Consider the following 16104-nt stretch of genomic DNA (forward strand, 5'->3'; position numbering starts at 1 on the left):
GATCGGGGGCGGGTGCGCCGGAGGGACCTCCCCCGGCGGCGGCGTCACTTCACCAGACCCTTTTCACGGAAGTAGCGCTCGGCTCCGGGATGCATCGGCACCGAAGCCGGTGCGGTCGCCTTGTCGAGGGCGATCTGCCGGGCGGCGCTGTGGGCCGCGGCCAGCTCCCCCAGATTCTCGAAGACCGCCTTCGCCATGCCGTAGGCGGTGGCCTCCGGCACGTCGGCGTGGCTCACCAGATAGTTCACCACCGCCACCGTCCGCACCGGCGCGTCCTGGCCGGGGTAGGTGCCGCCGGGAATGGTCGCGCTGACATAGACCGGATCGCCCATCTTCGCGACCACCGCCGGCGGCACCTCCACCACCACGATGCTGGTGCCGACCGCCAAGTCCTTGATCGACGCGACGCCGAGACCGGCCGATTGCAGCGTCGCGTCGAGCTGGCGGTTCTTCATCAACTCCACCGATTCCGCGAAGGGCAGATACTCGGTCTTGGCCATGTCGCCGTAGCCCAGGCCGGCCGCCCCGAGGATGGCGCGGGCGTTCAGTTCCGTTCCCGACTTCGGCGCGCCGACCGACACCCGCTTGCCCTTCAGGTCGGCCAGCGTCCTGATGCCGCTGTCGGCACGGGCGACGATCTGGATGTAGTTGGGGTAGATGGCGCCGATGGTGCGCAGCTTGTCCAACTTGCGCTTGAAGCCGGCGTCCTCGTTGCCGGCCCAGGCCATGCTGAGAGAATCGCCGAGGGTGAAGGCGATCTCGCCCCGCCCGGCCTGGAGCAGGTTCAAGTTCTCCACCGACGCCTTGGTCGCCTGCACCGACGTCTTGACGTCGGGCATGGCGGTGCCGACGACCTTGCCGACGGCGACACCCAGCGGATAGTACACGCCGCTCGTCCCACCGGTCAGGATGTTGACGAACTCGGCGGCGCGGACCGGCAGGGTCGTGAAGGACAGACCGGCGGCGATGCACAGGGCCGTGCACGCGGACTTCATGGGATTCCCCTCCCCTTTTCGTGGTCCGGAACCGGCGGTTCCGGAGGCGGCGCGCGGGTGCGCCGCCGGCCACGTCAGGGGCAAAAGCCGTGCCAGACACAATCAGGCACACCGATCGTTGGCAATCCTTCCTCCCGGGTCCCTTCGCCCCGGCCAGACCGGGCGGCGGCGTGCCGAATTCCGCACGCCCGACCGGCGGTCGTGCGGAATTCGGCACAGCTTTCGCGGGTGCACAAGCACGTCAATCCGGCGCGAAGCGGATGCGGTCGATGCCGTGCTTCCGCAACTTATCATAGAATGTCTTGCGGGGAAGCTGAAGGGCGGCGCAGGTGGCGGCCACGTCGCCGCGGCAACGGGACAGCTCGCGCTCGATCACGCCGCGTTCGAAGGCGTCGAGTTCCTCGGCCAAGGACAGCGGCGCGCCCGCCGCGACGGAATCCGGCCGACCCGGAGAAAAAGGCTCGCGCAACAGGCCCAGGACACAGCGTTCCGCCACATTGCGCAGCTCACGCACGTTGCCCGGCCAGTCATGGGTGGCGAGGAGCTGCATCTGCGCGCGCGACAGGATCGGCGGATCGCGGTCGTAGCGGACGGCGGCATCCAGGACGAAATGCTCGAACAGCACGGGCACGTCGCCGGCCCGCTCGCGCAGGGGAGGAAGCGACACGGTCGCCACGTTGAGCCTGTAATAGAGATCGGCGCGGAAACTCCGGACATCGGACAGGGCCTTCAGGTCCTCCTTGGTGGCGGCCACCACGCGGAAATCGACGGCGCGCCCGTCGTTGGACCCGAGCCGCTCGACGCGCCGGTCCTGCAGCACGCGCAGCAGCTTGACCTGAAGTGACAACGGCATCGTCTCGATCTCGTCGAGGAACAGCGTGCCACCGTCGGCGTGTTCGATCTTCCCCACGCGGCGCTTGATCGCGCCGGTGAAGGCCCCGGCCTCGTGCCCGAAGATCTCGCTCTCGAACACGCTTTCCGGCAACGCGCCGCAGTTGATCGCGACGAAGTTGCGCCCGCGGCGGGGGCTCAGTTCATGCAAGGCGCGGGCGACGAGCTCCTTGCCCGTGCCGGTCTCGCCCTGCACCAGCACATCGGCCGAGGTCCCGGCGAGCTGTTCGACCAGACGGCGGACCTCCGCCATGGCGGGGGAAACACCGCGGATCGACTCGTCCAGGGTCTGCCGGCCGCCGATGTGACGGCGCAGCCGGCGGTTGTCCAGGACCAGGCGGCGCTTCTCGAGCGCCCGCCGGACCACCTCCACCAGATGCTCGGACGAGAAGGGCTTTTCGATGAAGTCGTAGGCTCCCTCGCGCATCGCCCCCACCGCCATGGCCACGTCACCATGGCCGGTGACCAGCACGACCGGCAGCGCCGGGTCGATGACGCGCGCCGCGCGCAGCAGGTCGAGACCATCCATGCCCGGCAGCTTGACGTCGGTGACCAATACACCGGCGACATCGGGGACCAGATGCGGTCGCGCGTCCTCGGCACTCTCGAAGCCCTCGACGGCGATGCCGGCGAGCTTGAGCGCCTGCTCGCAGCCGAGCCGCACATCCTCCTCGTCCTCGACCAGCAGGACCTTCAAGCCATCCATGTCACGCCGCATCCTTCTGCACGCCGGCCCGGGCAAGGTCGACCACGAATTCCGCCCCGCCACCGTCCCGGTTGGCGGCGGTCAGCTGACCGCCGGCGTCGCGCACGATGCCGGCGGAGATCGGCAGCCCCAGCCCCAGACCGCCGGCATCCTTGGTGGTGAAGAAGGCCTCGAAGATCCGGGGTTTCACGTCGTCGGGAATGCCGGGCCCGCTGTCGCGCACGCGGATGAGCACGCGTTCGCCCGTATCCTCGATCACCACCTCCAGCCGCCGAACCGGGCTGCCACGCATGGCGTCGAGCGCGTTGCGGTAGAGGTTGATCAGCACCTGCTCCAACCGCACCTCCTCGAACACCACATCGACCTCGCCGTCGGGCAGGGTGCAGTCGAGTTCCACCTTCTCCAGGCGCAGCCGTTGCTCGATGAGGATCAGGGCGTTCTGGACGGCGCGCGCGACCGGGATCGGCTCGGCCCGCGCCTTTGTCTTGCGCGCGAATGCCTTGAGTTGCCCGGTGATGCGGGCCATGCGCGCGACGAGCTGCCCGATGCGTTGGAGATTGTCACGCAGATCGTCGTGCAGCCCGCGCTCCGCCAGCACCACCGCGTTGTCGGCGAAGGTGCGGATCGCGGCCAGAGGCTGGTTCAGCTCATGCGTGATGCCGGCCGCCATCTGCCCCAGCGTGGCAAGCTTGCCGGCCTGGACCAGCTCGTCCTGGGCTTCGCGCAGCACCCGCTCGGCGCGTTCCCGCTCGGCCACCTCGCGCATCAGCCGATCGTTGGCCGACCGCAGATCGGCGGTGCGCTCGGCGATGCGGATTTCCTGCTCGTCGCGCGCCCGGCGCAACTCGGTGTTGGCCCGCTCCAGCGCCTCGCGGGCCAGCAGCCCCTCGCGGATGCGCCGGCGACGCTGGCGCAGATACAGCACGACGAGGAGCAGGAAGACGGCCGCGAAGACCGCCACCGACGCGGCAGCCCGCACGGCCGCGCGCACCGGTGCCGTGTCGGACAGGACCAGGACATGCCAACCCAGCTCGGGAATCGGCACGGCCTGCGCCAGATAGCCGGTAGCCCCCTGCCCTTGCGGATCCTCAATCGTCAGGACCGCGGCCCCATCCACGTCGCGCCGCTCCAGCACGGGCAGCGGCGTCAGCTCGATGCCGGCGTACTGGCGCGTCTCGTCCATCCGTCGTGCGTCGGCTGGCGATGGCGCGCCCAGAGTCGAGAACCGCCAGGCCGGCTCCGACGACAGGAAGACGACTCCGGCGTCGTCGGTGACGAGCACGCGCTCGGCACCGAAACGCCACGCCTCCTCCAGCCCGTCGAGGCTGACCTTCACCGCAACGACGCCGACAATGCGGCCGCCGTCGTACACCGCGTGCGACAGGAAGTGCCCCGGCGTTCCGGTGGTCACCCCCACGGCGTAGAAGCTGCCGCGCCCCAGCGTCGCCGCCTGCCGGAAATAGGGCCGGAACCCATAGTTGCTGTCGACGAAGCTCTGCGGCGTGTCCCAATTGCTGGCGGCGAGCGTCAAGCCGGCGGCGTCCATGACGAACAGGGTGGCGGATTGCGCCTCTCGCGTGACCGTCGCCAGATACCGGTTCACGCGGTCGGTCAGGGCGTGGTCGCCGGGCTGGCGCAGCAGCTCGCGGATGTCGGCGTTCATCGACAGCACGAACGGCAGATAGTCGTGCCGCTGGATGGCGCTTTGCAGGTTGTTGACATAGAGGGCGAGGCGGTGCTCGCCCGTCGAGCGCAGCCCGTCGATGCTGCTGCGCTCGCTCCACACTGCGGCGGAACCAGCGCCGACAGCCGCGACGAGCAGGGCGCCCGACCACAGGGCGAGCGTACGGACCGGGCGCGGAAGCCGGCGCCAGACCGGAGCCATCGGAACATGCCAGCCAAGCGTCATCGAGCGTCCTTCGCCTCGCCGTCTCCTGCGTCCGACCCGGTTCGCCCCTGTGGCTGGGAACCGGCCGGCCGGTCTCCGCGACCGCATGATCGTGGCATCATCGCCGAGCAGGGTGTTGGTTTCCAGTGCCAAGTCACGCGCAGGGGAGGGCGGGTGGCGGGGCGGGGGAGGGGATCGAAGCCGGCCGGCTGCAAGATATCTTGCACCGCCCTCAGGTTGTTGTCTTCCTCACCAGACACAACCTTAACTCGATGCAAGACGTCTTGCAGACTGGGTCACAGCAGGGTGTCGATCTGGTCGCGCAAGCCTTTCAGGATGGTGCGTTGCGCGTCGTCGAGCACGTCCTTTTTCTCCTGGATGGACCGAACGGCCTTCACCAAAGTGCGGAGCGACGCGGAGACGGCGGATTGACGCTGCCGTTCCTCGGGCACGTCCTGCCGGATCGATCGGCGCGTCTCCTGAATGGCCTTCACGCTGGCGCCGTTCTTGGCCTTCTCCCACAGCCGCTTCCGGACGGTGTTGTCCGTGGTCGCGGCGATCTCCTCCATGATGGACCGGGGTATCGAGCGGAAGCTGGCCGCGTATTCGGCCCGGATGTCGTCGGGCAGATCGCGAATGCGCAGGACCCGGCCGACGGTGTTGCGGTGGAGGCCGACCACCTTGGAAAGCTCCACGTCGGAGTAGCCATGGTTGGCCCTCAGCTTTTCAAGACCGTCGGCGATTTCCAGCGCGTCCATCTCCTCGCGCTGCAGGTTGTCCACCAGCGCGATCTCATCGGGATCGCCCTTTGTGACGATGGCGAAGATGGTGCTGCGGCCAAGCATCTCGTGAGCGCGCATGCGACGCTCGCCGCCGATGAGCGTGTAGCGGTCACGCCCGATCTGCCGCACCAGCACGGGATAGAGAAGCCCCTGCTTGGCGATGCTCTCGGCCAACCCCTGAAGCGCCTCCTCGTCGATCCGTTGACGGGGCTGATGAACGCCGCGTTCGATCGCCGTCAGCTCGATTTCGACCGCCCGCGGGTGATCGGGGGAGTCACCGAACAGCACGCTGCCCACGCTGGTCGACCCGGTTGCATCCCTCCCGTCATGGATGAGCTCTTCGGTGCGGCGCTGCAGCTTACGCGGTGGCATGGAGGGTCTCCTTCGCATGGCGGACGGCGTTCGCCACGTCTTCGAACGCGTCGCGGCCGGGTATCTTGCCGCCGACCGACAGGGTGAACACACCGGCGGCGGCCGCTTGACCATACACAGTCGCCCGCGGCACCGGCGGGAAGATCGGAAACCGCGAACCATAGTTGCGCTGAAGTTCCTCCAGACTCGCCTGGTCCTGGCTGTTGCGCGCGCTGAAGAGAGTGGGCAGCAGCCCGAGGACCCGAAGGTTCCGGTTCTTGCGATGTTGAAGCCGCTCGACCGTCTGCATCAGCCTCTTCAGCCCGAGAAGGGCGAAAGCCTCCGTCTGGACCGGTACGAGGAGGAGGTCCGCGGCCTCGAACGCCCCGATGGTGACCAGCCCGAGGTTCGGCGCGGTGTCGAGAATCACATAGTCGTACTGATCGCGAATCTCCGCCAGGCGCTCCTTGATCGTGACCAGACCTTTGGCGCTCGCAAGTTCGAAATCGGCTTCGGCAAGGCTCATGAAGGCGGGCACCAGATCCACCCGCGGCTCGTCGGTCGGGAGGATGAAGTCGGTGAACGCGGTCTTGTCATCGACCATTGCGTAATACAGGGTGCGGCGGGTTTCCTCCAGCTCATCGATGCGCCTTGCCGTCAAGCCGACATGGATCGAGGCGTTGCCCTGGGAATCGCAGTCCACGAGTAGCACACGGGCGCCGCGCTCGCGGAGCAGATAGGCGAGGCATGTGGCTGTCTCGGTCTTGGCAACACCGCCCTTCTGGTTGCCACAGGCGATGATGACGGCGTTGCGCGGCTGGCTCTCCAGCAGTTCATGCGCCACGAGCTCCGCAACCTTGACCGGAACGGCTTCAGCGCTGCGTTCCCAGCGGGAACACTGCGCCTTGTCGTATTTCCGGTCCAGCGCCGCGTTCAACCATTGAGCCAGTTCAAGCTGGCTCCAGCCACGCTGCTCCCGAAGCGCACGCAGCGCCTCTCCATCCTTCCGGTCCATGCCCACCGCCCATTCCTGCGAATGGGCGCATCCTGGTGTCACGCCCTCAACTTTGTCAATCGCAAACCATGGAAAACCCTCTACTACCCCTACCGCTGTGGAGACAAACCGAATCCGGATGACGTTCCGACCATCGCGTTCGTCGGAGAGGGCTCACGCACCAGGACCGGCCGGGGCGCTTCTGCCGGTCCCGAGTTCCCGCGGGTCACGGCAATGACCGGGGCAGGGGACCCCATTGCGGTCGTCCGCGTCCACGGCCCCCGAGATTGGCTGAGACCCGCTCGCGGTGTCCATGCCGAGACTCAGCGCCACCTCGGCGTAGGTGCCCGGGGGGCTGGGAACCGACGCGACGCGGGCGCTGAGGGAGGTGGCCTGATGCTCGAGGTCGATCATATCGAAACCTTCCACGGCGAAACGCAGGCGCTGTTCGGCGCCCCGCTGACCGTAGGTGCCGGCGAGGTCGTCACGCTGCTCGGACTCGACGGGGCCGGCAAGACGGCCACGAGCCGCTCGATTCTCGGCCTGTCGCCGCCGCGTGCCGGTCGGGTGCGCTTCGAAGGACAGGAGATCACGCGGACGCCGACGCACCGCATTTCACGGATGGAGATCGGCTGGGCGCCCGATGACCGGCGCCTGTTCCCCGCGCTGACCGCCCGCCGCAACCTTGCGCTCGGCACGCGGAACAGGCCGTGGCGCTGATGGACGGTATCGAGGTGCTGGTCACCTGCGTCGGCATCCAGCGCGACCAAACGCTGATGGAGGTGACCGAGACGACCTTCGACGCCGTCTACCAGACCAACCTGAAATCCGCGACGTCATCCTTGAACGCAACCCCCTGGGTCGCATCGGGGACACGATCGAGGTGGCGGGCCAGGTCATCGCCTTCGCGGCACCGGCCAGAAGCTACATGATGGGGCAGGGCGCCTACCCGGACGGGGGAGTCACCGCGTCGCAATGACAAGGAAGCTCCGCTCCTCCCGCTGGTTCGAGCCCGACGACCTCCGCGGCTTCGGGCATCGCTCCCGCCTCATATGGCGTTGAACGAGATTCGGAGGCCGCGGGTTGGGGCATGGACGTCGTCACCGTCGCCATGGAGAGCGGGAAGCCCGGCCTCACCCGCCGTTCGCGCCGCTATCGCCGCGCCGCAGGATGGCCGCAGGCGCTTTGGCCAACCGCCGGTCACCCGGGCACTCTGAACGCCGGCGCTGTCGAGCGTTGCCCCGAAGGCAATGCTCTGCGAGAAAAAATAGACGCCTTATTTGCCGGACTGTCTGTTAGATTTTTTCTTGCTTACCGTAGAGATTATGACAAAGAATCGAAACATTCAAGCGGCCTATGTCGCAAAATTCCTAAGCTGTCAAGTATTTATGAACTCTATCTCAAACAGTATGCAAGTTATTTTGTAGGCTGTCGCTGGATTCTATATGGATCGGCGCGCGAATTTCTTGATTCCGAAAAAGACAATATTGCCTGCCGCATCTTCTTGCCACGCCAACAGCAAGGGAGTAGGTACCAATGAACCAGCACGCCAGATCGGCCGTCGGTTCGCGTGATCGACGTTTCCGTGTGGGAACGAAGTTGCTTCTGGCGTTCGCCTGTCTGTCAGGGTTGACGATCGCCGCCGGTGGCGTCGGGTTTCTGTCCTTCGCCGCCGTGCAAGGGCCTCTGGAGCGTATCGTCGGCACCAGCCTGCCCGGCATGGAGTTGGCGGAGCAGTTGTCGCGGGAAAGCGGCACGATCGCGATGGCGGCTCCCACGCTCGCCGGCGCCGACAGCCAGGAGACCCTGGCGACCGCCTACAGCGACATCGAGGCGCGCGGGCAGTCGCTGTTGGCCCTGGTCGGCAGACTTGCCCAGAAGCGGCCGGACGATGCGAATGTCCAGGAGGTCACCCGGCAGGCAACACGACTGATCGAAACCCTCGATGCCGAACGGGCTGCCGCCGCGCGCCGGATCGAGCTTCGCACGCGGCGGGAGGAGGCTGCGGTCGACCTGTCCCGACACTATTCCGCCTTCGTCTCCAAGCTGCGTCCGCTGGTCGACGGGGCAGGCAATCGGCTCAGGGATCTCGGGACCACGCTGGGGGCCGCCAACGAGAACGATCTGGATGACTTGAACAGGGTCGCCCTTGGGCCCGACGCCGTCGATGCCGCCGCCCCCGGTGTGGATCGGGAGGAAACACGTCGGCAGGGTGACGGCCGCGTTGCCGACCCGAAGGGCGAGATCGAGCGCGTGACGCAGTCGATCCGTGCACGATCGAAGGAAATGGTGGACGGGCTTTCAGGGACGGGGCTGCGGCGCTTTCGTGCCTACCTCGATCTTGCCGCCTATGGAAATGTCGTGGCCGGAACCCTGAGCGAGGCCGCACAGGCGCTGACGGCAAGCCGGATCGACGCGCTGGCGGGGAATCTCAGGAAATCGGTTTTCGCCGTCACCTCCATCGTCGCGATGATCGGTCGTGACGGTGAGAACGCCGAACTCGCCACGGCCTTCGACGCGGTCATCGCGTTCGGAACCGGTGAGCGGAGCCTGTTCGCCATGCGCAAGGCCGAGCTTGCCGCGTCCGAGCACGAGCTTCTCACCGCTCTGGCGGAGAACCGGGAGGCGGCACGGCAATTCGCCCTGGCGGTCAATCGGCAGATCGCGACCATGAAGCAGGAAGCGGACGATGCGGCCGCGGGCGCCATGTCGGCGATCGTCGCCGGCCGGTGGATGCTGGCGGCCTTTGCAGCCGCCAGCCTTGTGGCCGCGGGGCTGCTCGCCTGGATCGTGGTCGGCCGCATGATCGTGCGGCGGCTCGACATGCTGACGAAGGCGATGCGGCGGATCGCCGGGGGAGATTTGGCCGCGGCGATTCCCAGTGGCGGAAGCGACGAGATTGCGGAGATGGCCACGGCGCTGATCGTGTTCCGCGATACCGCCGACAAGGCCGCCGAGGCCGGCGCCCGCATCGAATCCGAACGTGCCCGTGCCGGCCAGGAACGCCGACGGGCAATGGTCGAAATGGCCGAGAGCTTCGAGGCGCGGGTGAAAAGCGTCCTGGATCGGGTCAGTCGGGCGGTCGGCGAGATGGACGACGTTGCCAAGCGCATGAACAGCAATGCGCAGACGACGTCGGGCGAAGCGGCGACGGCCGCGGCGGCCTCCCAACAGGCGGAGGGTTGCGTGAAGGCGGTGGCGATCGCCGCTGAGGAACTGTCGGGATCGATCGCGGAGATCGGGGCGCAATTGACCGCCTCCAGCCGGATTGCCCACGAGGCGGCCGGTGCCGCGGAACGGACCGACCGCACCGTGGAGAGTCTGGCGCAGACGGCGCTGAGGATCGGAGAGGTGGTTCAACTGATCAACCGCATCGCCAAGCAGACCAACCTCCTGGCGCTGAACGCCACCATCGAGGCCGCCCGGGCGGGTGAGGCGGGGCGCGGCTTTGCCGTGGTGGCCCAGGAGGTGAAAAGCCTCGCGACCCAGAGCGCCCGTGCGACCGACGAGATCGCCGGTCAGATCCAGGCGATGCAGGCGGTGACGGAGGAGGCTGTCGAGGCCATCCGCAACATCGCCGGCGCGATCCGCGAGATCAACGGGGTTGCCGCGAGCGTGGCGTCCGCGATGGAGGAGCAGGGCGCCGCGACGCGGGAGATTGCGCGGAACGTGGTCGAAGCGGCAACCGGCACGCAGCATGTCCGCCGCAACATCGACCTGGTGACACAGGCCGCAACGGAATCGGGAGAATCCGCCGATCGCGTCCTCAGCGCGTCGGCGACGGTCGCCCAACAGGTGGAATCGCTCGGCTCCGAGGTCGATGCCCTGGTGCTTCACATGCGGGCCGGGTGAGTTGCCCGGCGCCCGGCATCGACCCGTGTCGGTGTTGCCCCCTAGGCAACGATCATCGACCCTTACAGTTCTTTCTGCATTCGTTGACCGATGCTATCGTCAGTGCTTGACAGCAATGCCGGGTGATTGTGACGCCACGCCGTTCAGTCCGCCTGATCTGACCAACCCATGAACAAGCCCCGCAAAGGGCAACATCTCCCGAGTTCTTGGTACTGACCGATGCGGGCAACGCCGGCCGCAGGGACGGGTGCTGCGCTCCTGTGGCTGATTTGCCGGTTCGACAATCATGGATAGCGGTAAGGAGGAGCTATTGGAGCAGCCAGTTCTTTCCGTGCGCAACCTGACGACATCATTTGCGCGGGATGGCCTGTGGCAGCCGGTGGTCAGGAATTTGTCCTTCGACATCCGCCCGCGGGAAACGCTGGCGATCGTCGGGGAATCCGGGTCCGGCAAGAGCGTCACGGCTCTGTCGATCATGCGTCTGCTCCCGCCGACAAACAGCCGCACCGCCGGGTCCATCACCCTGATGGGACGGGATTTGCTCCGCCTTCCGGACAACGAGATGCGCAGGATCCGTGGCAACGAGATTGCCATGATCTTCCAGGAGCCGATGACGAGCCTCAATCCGGTGCTTCCGGTCGGGTACCAGATCGTCGAGGCGCTGATGCTCCATCGCGGACTGTCCCGGGTCGAAGCGGAAGCCGAAACCGTCCGGTTGTTCGACAAGGTCAGGATTCCTGCCGCCAAATCGCGGCTCGGCGAGTATCCCCACCGCTTTTCCGGCGGCATGCGGCAGCGTGTCATGATCGCCATGGCGCTGGCCTGCAAGCCGAAGCTGCTGATCGCCGACGAGCCGACGACCGCGCTGGACGTCACCATCCAGGCGCAGACGCTCGAACTCATCAAGATGCTGCAGGCCGAAGAGGGCATGTCGGTCCTGTTCATCACCCACGATATGGGCGTCGTGGCGGAGATCGCCGACCGCATGCTGGTGATGTACCACGGCAACGCCGTGGAGGCGGGCGAGACCGCCGAAGTCTTCCGCAACCCGTGCAAGCCCTACACGCGGGCACTGCTGTCGGCCGTTCCGCAACTGGGGTCGATGACGGGCCGGGGGCGCCCGATGCGCTTTCCCGTGGTCGATATCAACACCGGAGAGTCGGACACGCCGGTGGAAACGCCGGACACCATCGCCCGGGCGGACCGCCCGGTCCTGGAGGTGCGCGGCCTGACGGCCCGTTTCGACATCCGCGCCGGCGTTCTGCGCAAGCGGACCGGCTGCGTGCACGCCGTCGAGAACGTCTCCTTCAGCGTCCAACCGGGGGAAACCCTGTCCCTGGTCGGGGAAAGCGGGTGCGGCAAGTCGACCACCGGACGGTCGATCCTGCGTCTGATCGAGCCGAGAGCGGGAACGATCCTCGTCGAAGGCACCGATATCCTGTCGTCCGACGCGCGCGCCCTGTCCGAGGCGCGCAAGAAGATGCAGATGATCTTCCAGGACCCCTTCGCCAGCCTCAACCCCCGCATCAAGGTTGGTTTCGCGATCGCCGAGCCGTTCCTGGTAAACCGGATGGGAACGCGGGCCCAGGCGCGCGACAAGGTGGCGGACCTGTTGGTCCGGGTGGGTCTCAAGCCCGACATGGCCTCGCGCTATCCGCACGAATTCTCCGGCGGCCAGCGCCAGCGCATCTGCATCGCACGCGCGTTGGCGGTCGAGCCGAAGCTGATCATCGCCGACGAGGCGGTTTCGGCGCTCGACGTTTCGATCAAGGCGCAGGTCGTCAACCTGATGCTCGATCTGCAGGCAAGTCTGGGGCTGGCCTTCCTCTTCATTTCGCACGACATGGCGGTGGTCGAACGCCTCAGCCACCGCGTCGCGGTGATGTATCTGGGCGAGATGGTCGAGATCGGACCACGCTCCGCGGTCTTCGGCAACCCGCAGCACCCCTACACCAAACGCCTGATTTCCGCCGTCCCGGTGCCGGATCCCTCGCGGCGCCGGATGGCGCGGTCGATCTCGAACGCGGAAATCAAGAGCCCGGTGCGCGCGCTCGACTACATACCGCCGGTACGCGAATACCGCGAGGTGTCGGCGGGTCACCTCGTCCAGTCATGGGGCGAGGAATGGGCCGCATGAGCTTCGGCAGCTGACGACCGAGGGAGTGCCGGCCAGACAGGAACAGGGAAGAACCATGCTCGCATTCATAATCCGGCGATTGATCGGCGCCATACCGGTCATCGCCCTCGTCGCACTGATCATCTTCTGCCTTCTGTATTTCGCTCCGGGCGACCCGGCCACCATCATCGCCGGGGACTTGGCGACACCCGAGGAGGTCCAGCGAATCCGTGTCGCCCTGGGGCTCGACCAACCCTTTCACGTTCGGTTGGGGATCTTTCTTCTCAACCTCGTGAGGGGCGACCTGGGCACGTCGATCTTCTCGAACCTGCCGGTCACCTACCTGATCGGGCAACGTCTGGAGCCGACCTTCTCGCTGGGTGCGCTGACCATCCTGCTGTCCGTGGTGGTCGCGGTGCCGCTGGGTGCTTTGGCGGCATGGCGGGCGCGGCGGGCGGTGGATCGGATGGCGCTCGTCATCAGCGTGCTCGGGTTTTCGGTTCCGGTCTTCGTGGTCGGTTATCTGCTGATCTGGGTGTTCGCCATCAAGCTCGCCTGGTTTCCCGTGCAGGGCTACACGCCGCTGTCGAACGGCGTCGGATCATGGCTGTCCAACCTCGTCCTGCCGACGCTGTCGCTCGGGATGGTCTACATCGCGCTGATCACCCGGATCACCCGGGCCAGCATGCTGGAGGTGCTGTCACAGGATTACATCCGCACCGCCCGCGCCAAGGGGCTGAGCGACCGGGCGATCATCTGGCGACACGCCTTGCGCAATGCGGCCGTGCCGATCGCGACGGTGGTGGGCATCGGCGTGGCCCTGCTGCTGGGCGGGGTCGTGGTCACCGAAACCGTCTTCGCGATCCCGGGGGTCGGACGGCTGCTGGTCGACGCGATCCTGCGGCGCGATTACCCGATGATCCAGGGCGTCATCCTGCTGCTCGCCAGCATCTACATCATCGTCAACCTTTGCGTGGACATCAGCTATGCAATCTTCGACCCACGCATCCGCTACTGAAATGGCTCCGGCCACCTCCCCCGAGCCCGAGCGCGTCGGCTCGACATGGGGTCCCTTCCTGCGTCATCACGGCCCGATGATCTTCGGTGCCCTGGTTCTGGCGCTGATCGTCGCCGCGGCGCTGCTGGCCCCCTGGCTCGGGACCAGCGATCCGCAGAAGCTGGCACCGGCGGCGCGGCTGAAGGTTCCGTCCGCCCTATACTGGTTCGGGACGGACGCGCTGGGCCGGGATCTCTACAGCCGGGTGCTGTATGGCGGGCGGGTTTCCCTTCTGGTCGGGCTGTCGGTGGCGACACTCGCGATGCTCGGCGGGTTGGTGCTCGGACTGTTGACGGGCTTCTTCCGGCAGGTGGACGCCGTCCTCATGCGCATCCTTGAAGCCTTCATGGCGATTCCGGCCATTCTTCTGGCCATCGCCCTGATCGCACTGACCCGCGCCAGCGTGGAGAACGTGATCATCGCGCTGGCAATCGCCGAGACGCCGCGGGTGACCCGTCTGGTCCGCGCCGTCGTCCTGACGCTGCGGGAACAGACCTATGTGGAGGCCGCGACCGCCATCGGCACCCCGCCGCTTGTCATCCTGCTGCGCCACATCGCGCCGAACGCGCTGGCACCGCTGATCGTCCAGGGCACCTTCATCTGTGGTTCGGCCATCATTTCGGAATCGATCCTAAGCTTCATCGGCGCCGGCACACCGCCGTCGGTTCCGACCTGGGGAAGCATCATCGCCGAGGGCCGGAGTTATTTCCAGCTGTTCCCCAACATCATCTTCTTCCCGGCGGTCTTCCTGTCGCTGACCGTCCTCAGCATCAACCTGATCGGCGACGGGCTGCGCGACCTGCTGGATCCGCGCCTCTCGCGAGAGCTGTAACCGGCAAACCCCCCATATTCGGAGACATCGTGCCATGGCTATTTCCCGGCGTGCGTTTCTGGCAGGATCGACGATCGCGGCAGGTACGCTGGTGGGGTCGGCGGGGCTCAGTGCCCCGGCGGTCGCCCAGACGAAGAAGAACGTTTTGCGCGTCGTGCCGGCGTCCAACCTTTCGGGCATCGATCCGGTGGTCACCAGCGGGCAGCCCGTTCGCAATCACGGCTACCAGATCTACGACACCCTGTTCGGGATGAATGGGCGGTTCGAGGTCCGGCCGCAGATGGCCGAGGGGGCGGAGCAGTCTTCCGACGGGCTGACCTGGACGATCCGGCTGCGCGACGGGTTGAGGTTCCATGACGGCGAGAAGGTCCTGGCGCGCGACTGCGTCGCCAGCCTGAAGCGCTGGGGTGCCCGTGATCCGCTGGGCCAGACCATCTTTGGATTGACCGACGAGCTGCGTGCCGTCGACGACCGCACCCTGGAGTTCCGGCTGAAGTCGCGCTTCGGCCTGCTGACCAAGGGGCTGGCCAAGATCGGCGGGCCGGCCCCCTTCATCATGCCGGAACGGATCGCCCAGACCGACCCGAGCGTATCGATCAAGGAAGCGATCGGATCCGGCCCCTTCCGCTTCCTGGCCGACGAGTGGGTGCCGGGCAGCCGGGCGGTCTACGCGAAGTTCGACGGCTACGTCCCGCGCAACGAGGCCCCCGACTGCACCGCGGGCGGCAAGGTGGTCCACGTCGACCGGTTGGAGTGGCACATCATCCCGGACGCCGCGACGGCGACGGCGGCGCTCCAGCGCGGCGAGGTCGATTGGTATCATGGACCCGACCTGACGCTGCTGCCGCTGCTGAAACAGGATCCGGCCATCAACACCGAGGCTTACGACGATCTCGGCTATATGACGGTCATCCGCTTCAACCATCTTCAGCCGCCGTTCGACCGTCTGGAGATGCGGCGGGCGATCCAGATGGCGGTGAACCAGGTCGATTACCTGCAGGCCCAGGTCGGTATGCCCGATCTGTACACGGAATGCCGGTCGACCTTCTTCTGCGGCACGACGATGTCCACCGGCGCCGGCTCGGAGGCGATGGCCGCCAACTTCGAGAAGGCCAAGGCGCTGCTGAAATCCTCCTACAAGGGCGAGAAGGTGGCGATCCTGACCGCCACCGACCTCTCCTGGCTGCACGCCGCCTCGCTGGTGACCGAAGACCTGCTGAAGCGGATGGGGGTGAATGTCGAGGTGCAGGCGATGGACCTCGGCACCTTCTACAAGCGCCGGACCAGCATGGAGGCGGTGGACAAGGGCGGTTGGTCGATTTTCCATGCCGGGTTCAGCGTGACCGACATTCTCGACCCCTCGACGCATCTCGGGCTTCGCGCCAACGGCAAGCAGACCTGGCCGGGCTGGCCGACCGATCCGGTGATCGAGCAGCTGCGCGACGACTGGATGTCCGCGGATCCGCAGGGCCAGGGCGCGATCGTCCGCAAGATCGAGGCGCGCGCCTTCGAGACGGTGCCCTTCGTGCCGCTGGGGCAGTTCCAGACACCGTCCGCCCGGCGGCGCACCGTGACCGGCATGCTGAAGGCGCCGCTACCCCTGGCCTGGAATATCAAGGTGGGCTGAGTCCCGTCCGGGA

Annotated in this window: 13 protein-coding genes and 1 pseudogene; 9 read left to right on the top strand and 5 right to left on the bottom strand. The window is 66.8% G+C overall.

What is annotated here, in order from left to right:
- Positions 1-44: 44 nt before the first annotated feature.
- The 5 genes from HL658_RS14930 to HL658_RS14950 form a co-directional block, all read right to left on the bottom strand.
- Positions 45-995, bottom strand: coding sequence for a TAXI family TRAP transporter solute-binding subunit (locus HL658_RS14930; RefSeq protein WP_180282880.1), 951 nt, complete (start codon positions 993-995; stop codon positions 45-47).
- 241 nt (positions 996-1236) lie between these two features.
- Positions 1237-2592, bottom strand: coding sequence for a sigma-54-dependent transcriptional regulator (locus tag HL658_RS14935; protein ID WP_180282881.1), 1356 nt, complete (start codon positions 2590-2592; stop codon positions 1237-1239).
- A 1-nt stretch (position 2593) separates the two neighbouring features.
- Positions 2594-4501, bottom strand: a complete 1908-nt coding sequence (locus tag HL658_RS14940; RefSeq protein ID WP_180282882.1) for an ATP-binding protein — start codon at positions 4499-4501, stop codon at positions 2594-2596.
- A 275-nt stretch (positions 4502-4776) separates the two neighbouring features.
- Positions 4777-5634: a ParB/RepB/Spo0J family partition protein gene (locus HL658_RS14945; RefSeq protein WP_180282883.1), complete on the bottom strand. Its 858-nt coding sequence runs from the start codon at positions 5632-5634 to the stop codon at positions 4777-4779.
- Complete coding sequence (locus tag HL658_RS14950; protein ID WP_180282884.1) at positions 5621-6628, bottom strand: AAA family ATPase; 1008 nt, start codon at positions 6626-6628, stop codon at positions 5621-5623. The genes HL658_RS14945 and HL658_RS14950 overlap by 14 nt, the downstream gene beginning before the upstream one ends.
- A gap of 375 nt (positions 6629-7003) precedes the next feature.
- Here HL658_RS14950 and HL658_RS14955 point away from each other — a divergent pair, with 375 nt between their 5' ends.
- The 9 genes and pseudogenes from HL658_RS14955 (at position 7004) to HL658_RS14990 (ending at position 16091) form a co-directional block, all read left to right on the top strand.
- On the top strand, positions 7004-7327 hold the full coding sequence (locus HL658_RS14955) for an ATP-binding cassette domain-containing protein (protein ID WP_180282885.1): 324 nt from the start codon (positions 7004-7006) through the stop codon (positions 7325-7327).
- Positions 7327-7386: pseudogene (locus HL658_RS38190) on the top strand (hypothetical protein); the annotation flags it as partial. The gene HL658_RS14955 and the pseudogene HL658_RS38190, both read left to right, overlap by 1 nt.
- Before the next feature lie 77 nt (positions 7387-7463).
- Entirely contained in the window at positions 7464-7586 is a 123-nt protein-coding gene (locus HL658_RS38195; RefSeq protein WP_425485340.1) for a hypothetical protein, read from the top strand.
- Positions 7587-7697: 111 nt separating this feature from the next.
- Positions 7698-8147, top strand: a complete 450-nt coding sequence (locus HL658_RS14965; protein ID WP_180282887.1) for a hypothetical protein — start codon at positions 7698-7700, stop codon at positions 8145-8147.
- Complete coding sequence (locus tag HL658_RS14970) at positions 8144-10459, top strand: methyl-accepting chemotaxis protein (protein ID WP_180282888.1); 2316 nt, start codon at positions 8144-8146, stop codon at positions 10457-10459. The genes HL658_RS14965 and HL658_RS14970 overlap by 4 nt, the downstream gene beginning before the upstream one ends.
- A gap of 286 nt (positions 10460-10745) precedes the next feature.
- Positions 10746-12596 (top strand): ABC transporter ATP-binding protein, encoded by a 1851-nt coding sequence (locus HL658_RS14975; protein WP_180282889.1) that lies wholly within the window; start codon positions 10746-10748, stop codon positions 12594-12596.
- A gap of 55 nt (positions 12597-12651) precedes the next feature.
- Positions 12652-13593, top strand: a complete 942-nt coding sequence (locus HL658_RS14980) for an ABC transporter permease (RefSeq protein WP_180282890.1) — start codon at positions 12652-12654, stop codon at positions 13591-13593.
- 1 nt (position 13594) lies between these two features.
- Complete coding sequence (locus HL658_RS14985) at positions 13595-14464, top strand: ABC transporter permease (RefSeq protein WP_211109744.1); 870 nt, start codon at positions 13595-13597, stop codon at positions 14462-14464.
- 34 nt (positions 14465-14498) lie between these two features.
- A complete protein-coding gene (locus HL658_RS14990; protein WP_180282892.1) occupies positions 14499-16091 on the top strand; it encodes an ABC transporter substrate-binding protein in 1593 nt (530 codons plus the stop codon).
- The last annotated feature ends 13 nt before the right edge of the window (positions 16092-16104 follow it).

Origin of the sequence: Azospirillum oleiclasticum, assembly GCF_013423485.1 — a bacterium.
GTDB lineage: Bacteria > Pseudomonadota > Alphaproteobacteria > Azospirillales > Azospirillaceae > Azospirillum > Azospirillum oleiclasticum.